The organism is Pontiella sp. (assembly GCF_041622395.1).
Lineage (GTDB): Bacteria > Verrucomicrobiota > Kiritimatiellia > Kiritimatiellales > Pontiellaceae > Pontiella.
The window spans coordinates 1-3,881 of sequence record NZ_JBFJYW010000331.1 but is presented as its reverse complement, the minus strand read 5'-3'; the positions used below and the strand labels follow the sequence as shown (position 1 = coordinate 3,881).

Sequence of the window (3,881 nt, the reverse complement as noted above, 5' to 3'; positions counted from 1 at the left end):
CGGGGCGGCGGGCGGTTCGGGCTCGGTGATGAGCGCTTCGACGACCGGGTCTTCGGCCTGATCGCCGCCCCAGGCGGACGGGAACGGAAGGCCGCGCTCTTCGCACGCCGCCTTTGCACGGGCGATGTTGTCGAGTCGATCCTCGAAATCGGCACCGGATTCGGCGGCCATTTCGTAGGGGTCAACATCGTAGATCGATGCGCGCAGCTCTTTGGTTTTCGCATCTTTCAGCCCGTCGACGGGTTTCTTCCGGGGCGGCAAAAAGCGGACTTCCTCATATTTTTTCTTGCGCTTGATCGGGAACGGGAGCAGGCCGAACACCAACTGCATGGATAGCCAGCCGCGATAGACCTCTTCTTCCACTTCCTCAACCAGCGTCGCGCGGAGGCTGTCGTATAGCTTTTCGTCGGCATCGCGCGCAAGCTGCCCGGCGGAAAACGACAGACCTTCATACGAGTTGCCAAGTTCCGGATAGGAAACGCCGAAGGCGCTGGCAATTTCTTTCGAGACGGCGGTTTTGATGACATCGTATTCGGCGTTTGGGTAAGCCGGATCGAAAGAACCGAACTGGACGCCCTTGGGCAGCAGGTCGAGTTGACCCGGAGCAACCTCACGGGCAATGTCGTCTGGGTCGATTTCGTCGCCTTCGTAGCCTTCGCCTGGCATCAGGAAGCCCATCTTGGCGGCGGCCACCTTGTAGCCCACCAAGACAGATGTTTCGAGGCCGTCGAGCAATTTCGCGCGCATGCCCGCCGGGGCGAGATAGGTTAGCCCGCGCGTTTGGCCCGGGCGCTCGGGCTCGTAGAGATGGATGATTTCATCAGCGGGAATCTCGATGTGTTCGCCCACAATCGGCGAGGCGAGCACCCCCGCAAACGGACCAACGGGCTGAGGGCGGAAGAAGTAGGATATCGGGCGGTGGTTGGCATCGACCTTGACGCCCATAATGATGCGGTGGCCATGGATGTCGCAATCCGTGTTGAGCCGGATGTCGCACAGGTCGGCATCGATTATCTGGGTGGTGAAGCGGTGCGGATTATCGGCGGCGCGGATTTTGCGAATGAAAACCTCGCCGTCGACGATCAGGCGAGCAACCTCCATGCGCGACGAGCGGCGGCGGTTCAGTCGATGATCGAGCGAATAGTTTTTTCGGTGAGAGAAATCGCGATAGCGGCGCTCGATCATGGAGCGTGCGCCGGGGTCGGGCTTCATTTCCGCCCCGCTGAAATCGGCGGCCTTGGATTGGAAGCGCAGCGGCGCGGATCCAATGACGCCGTCCTTGGTCTGGGTGATGAATTTTCGGGTCAGCGGGTGTGTTTGCTCCAGCTCGCGCGCCCGGTTGCGGGTGGTTTGTATGGCATAGAACACTGCCTGATCGGCGGTGAGGGTTGCGCTGTTAAACTCGCCCGTGAAGCGCCCGTTTTCGGCGAAATCGAACCCGCGCGAACGGCGCGAGGAAAGGCGGAGCCCCGAATTGCCTGGCGAGCTTGCGCGCTCTAGCGTTGCAGGGGCTGCCGCGTTGTCCAGTGCCCGGGTGCCGGGTGCCGCGTAGATGTCAGACATGGTTAAAACTCATAATTCACGGTTCCGAATCCGGTTTTTCCGGCGGCGCGGCGTTGCTCGCGCTGATACTCCGCACGGACCTCGCGGATCGCCTTTGCAAGTTCCTCCCAACCCATCCGAGAGATAGAGCGGCCATTGTATGAGCGGCTCATTTCGTCGCGCGTGGCCTTGCCGTCGCGCAGCGCAATCAGGGCATCGAGCGTTTTTTTCGTGCCCGAGCGCAGGTCTGTTTCGTCAGCCGCCACAACGCGGACGCCGACGTGGTGTACGGGGAGCTCGGTGCCCACGCCCGTTGTTTCGCAGGCAATGATTGTCAGGGTGTAGTCGGCAGAGGCCAGATCGGCGGTTGCCGCACCGGGCCACTCGAGCGACCACGTACCGGACCCGTCGTCGGAAAAATGATCGGCGGCGATGGCGATGGTTTTTTCGTTGCCCGAAAGCCGCGCCTTCAGCTCCCACCCCTTCGCCTGCGTGTAGACGGTGGTGGAATAATACTGCAGCACGGCAAGGCCGCCATAAATCGTGAAATCTGTCATGCGCGCAACGTAGGCCCGGCGGCGCAGATCGGAGTTGTCTAGCGCGCGGCGCTATATTCAAGCGCCTGCGCCATGCTCAAACCCATTCGGCCAATCCGGCGTTGCAGGGTTTGGCGGGGGATGCCGGAAAAGTCGGCCCATTCGGTGAGGCTCATGGTGCGGCCCATGGCGGTGTATTGCTTGCCCCGGCGGCGCAGCGAGCGCGATATGTTTGCGCGGCGCTCGCCCTCGGTCTCTTCGAAACCATAGCCGGAGCGGCGGCGGCGGTCGTTCGCGGTCGGGAAGCGGATGGATTCGCGGCGGCAAAACGTGCGCAGCGAGTTGACGGATACCTCCAAAGCGCCCGCGCAATCTTTGCGAGTGGTACCCTGGTCGACGAACCCGGCAACGATAGCCGGGAGCGGCTCGCCGAATTCGCTCTCCAGCGCGGCGCGTACTTGCGTGATGGATGGATTGCCCATGCCATGCAGTTTACCAAGGCATTCGACATCGGCGTTAACGACCAAACCGGACCAAACAAGACCGGGCCGGGCTAGGTTGGGCCTTAGGCTTTGCCGTACTCCGGAAAGTCAGCGAGACACACCCACGGATCTCCATAGACCTCGACCGTTTCAACAAGCCCACGCTTGATCCGCGCATGGATCAATTGCGGCGAGATGCCCAGCACCCGCGCCGCCACCGCCTGCGGAACAACGGTCGGTGGAAACGATTTTAGATATCTTTCAACCGCCCGAACCGCTTGAGCTGTCGGGATATCCTTTTTGCAATGGTTGCATTTCATTTTTACGCCTCGAAATATCGCTTCAGTTCTCGCCCGATCCACTCACCAACCGGGACCGATACGCCATTGCCTATCATGCGATAGGCGGCGGTATCGGAACAGTTGAACGTAAACCAATCAGGCACGCCCTGCAAGCGGGCATATTCCCGTACGGAATAAGGCCGGACACCCAGCGGAAAGCGCCGATCCATTACCAGCCGCGTCGACTTATCCTTGGAATAATGCGCGACGCAAGTCGGTGCAATGTCTCCCCGTTCCGGGTCCGAAACAATCGGAAGGTCGCGATATTTTCCAGACATGCGCGCACGGATCGCAGCGGGCCAAGTGACGCGCTTGTTAGCAATGTCGCATTGGACGACGTGCCCGCCGAGGTTTCCTTCCTGGACGCGCACCGCGTCTGCGTCGAGCTCGTAGGACGCGGCGACATCCAGCCCCGCCGCCTTCAATCCAATGTCCAACAAACCCGCGCCGGAAAAATAACTGTTAACGGAAATCATTGTAAAAACTCCAAAGGCGGGGCCTTGCGGCCCCGGGGTTGATTAGAAGTGAGAGCCGCCAGGGCGGGATAATTGGCCGTTTTTTCTGCAATAGGCCATAAAGGCGGGCCACGTTACAAAACGGTGCATCACGACGGGGCGGGGCTGGATCTTGCCATCTTTCCAATGCTCCACATAAACAGCGATGGGATGGTCGAAAATATCCTCGATACGAATTTCCCACGCCCAAGCCAATTCCGGGCGGTTCGGCCCTCCGGCATAAACCCCGATTCCGGGGAGGCCATAGATATTATTCGGGGATTTGACGTAGCCGTCCGCGCGGGCTTTCTTGAATTCTTTTTCGATTAATTCACTCATTTTTAAATCTCCATAAGCGGGGCCTTGCGGCCCCGGGGTTGAATTAGTATCCGCAAGCCTTAACCATTCCGGCGGCGAGGTGGTCGAGATAGTGGAAGACGTCGCCGTTTTTAAAATCGATCATAACGAGCGTGTCGCGGATTTGCT

General features: G+C 59.9%; 6 protein-coding genes. All 6 read right to left on the bottom strand.

Annotated elements, in window-relative coordinates; genetic code table 11:
* The coding region (locus ABYO54_RS14970; protein WP_372809044.1) for a phage portal protein at positions 1 to 1,563 on the bottom strand (1,563 nt) is incomplete at its 3' end.
* 2 nt (positions 1,564 to 1,565) lie between these two features.
* On the bottom strand, positions 1,566 to 2,099 hold the full coding sequence (locus ABYO54_RS14965) for a hypothetical protein (protein ID WP_372809043.1): 534 nt from the start codon (positions 2,097 to 2,099) through the stop codon (positions 1,566 to 1,568).
* 38 nt (positions 2,100 to 2,137) lie between these two features.
* Positions 2,138 to 2,560, bottom strand: coding sequence for a hypothetical protein (locus tag ABYO54_RS14960; protein ID WP_372809042.1), 423 nt, complete (start codon positions 2,558 to 2,560; stop codon positions 2,138 to 2,140).
* 83 nt (positions 2,561 to 2,643) lie between these two features.
* On the bottom strand, positions 2,644 to 2,880 hold the full coding sequence (locus ABYO54_RS14955) for a hypothetical protein (protein ID WP_372809041.1): 237 nt from the start codon (positions 2,878 to 2,880) through the stop codon (positions 2,644 to 2,646).
* 2 nt (positions 2,881 to 2,882) lie between these two features.
* Positions 2,883 to 3,377: a DNA cytosine methyltransferase gene (locus ABYO54_RS14950; RefSeq protein ID WP_372809040.1), complete on the bottom strand. Its 495-nt coding sequence runs from the start codon at positions 3,375 to 3,377 to the stop codon at positions 2,883 to 2,885.
* A 42-nt stretch (positions 3,378 to 3,419) separates the two neighbouring features.
* Positions 3,420 to 3,734, bottom strand: coding sequence for a hypothetical protein (locus tag ABYO54_RS14945; protein WP_372809039.1), 315 nt, complete (start codon positions 3,732 to 3,734; stop codon positions 3,420 to 3,422).
* Positions 3,735 to 3,881 lie beyond the last annotated feature (147 nt).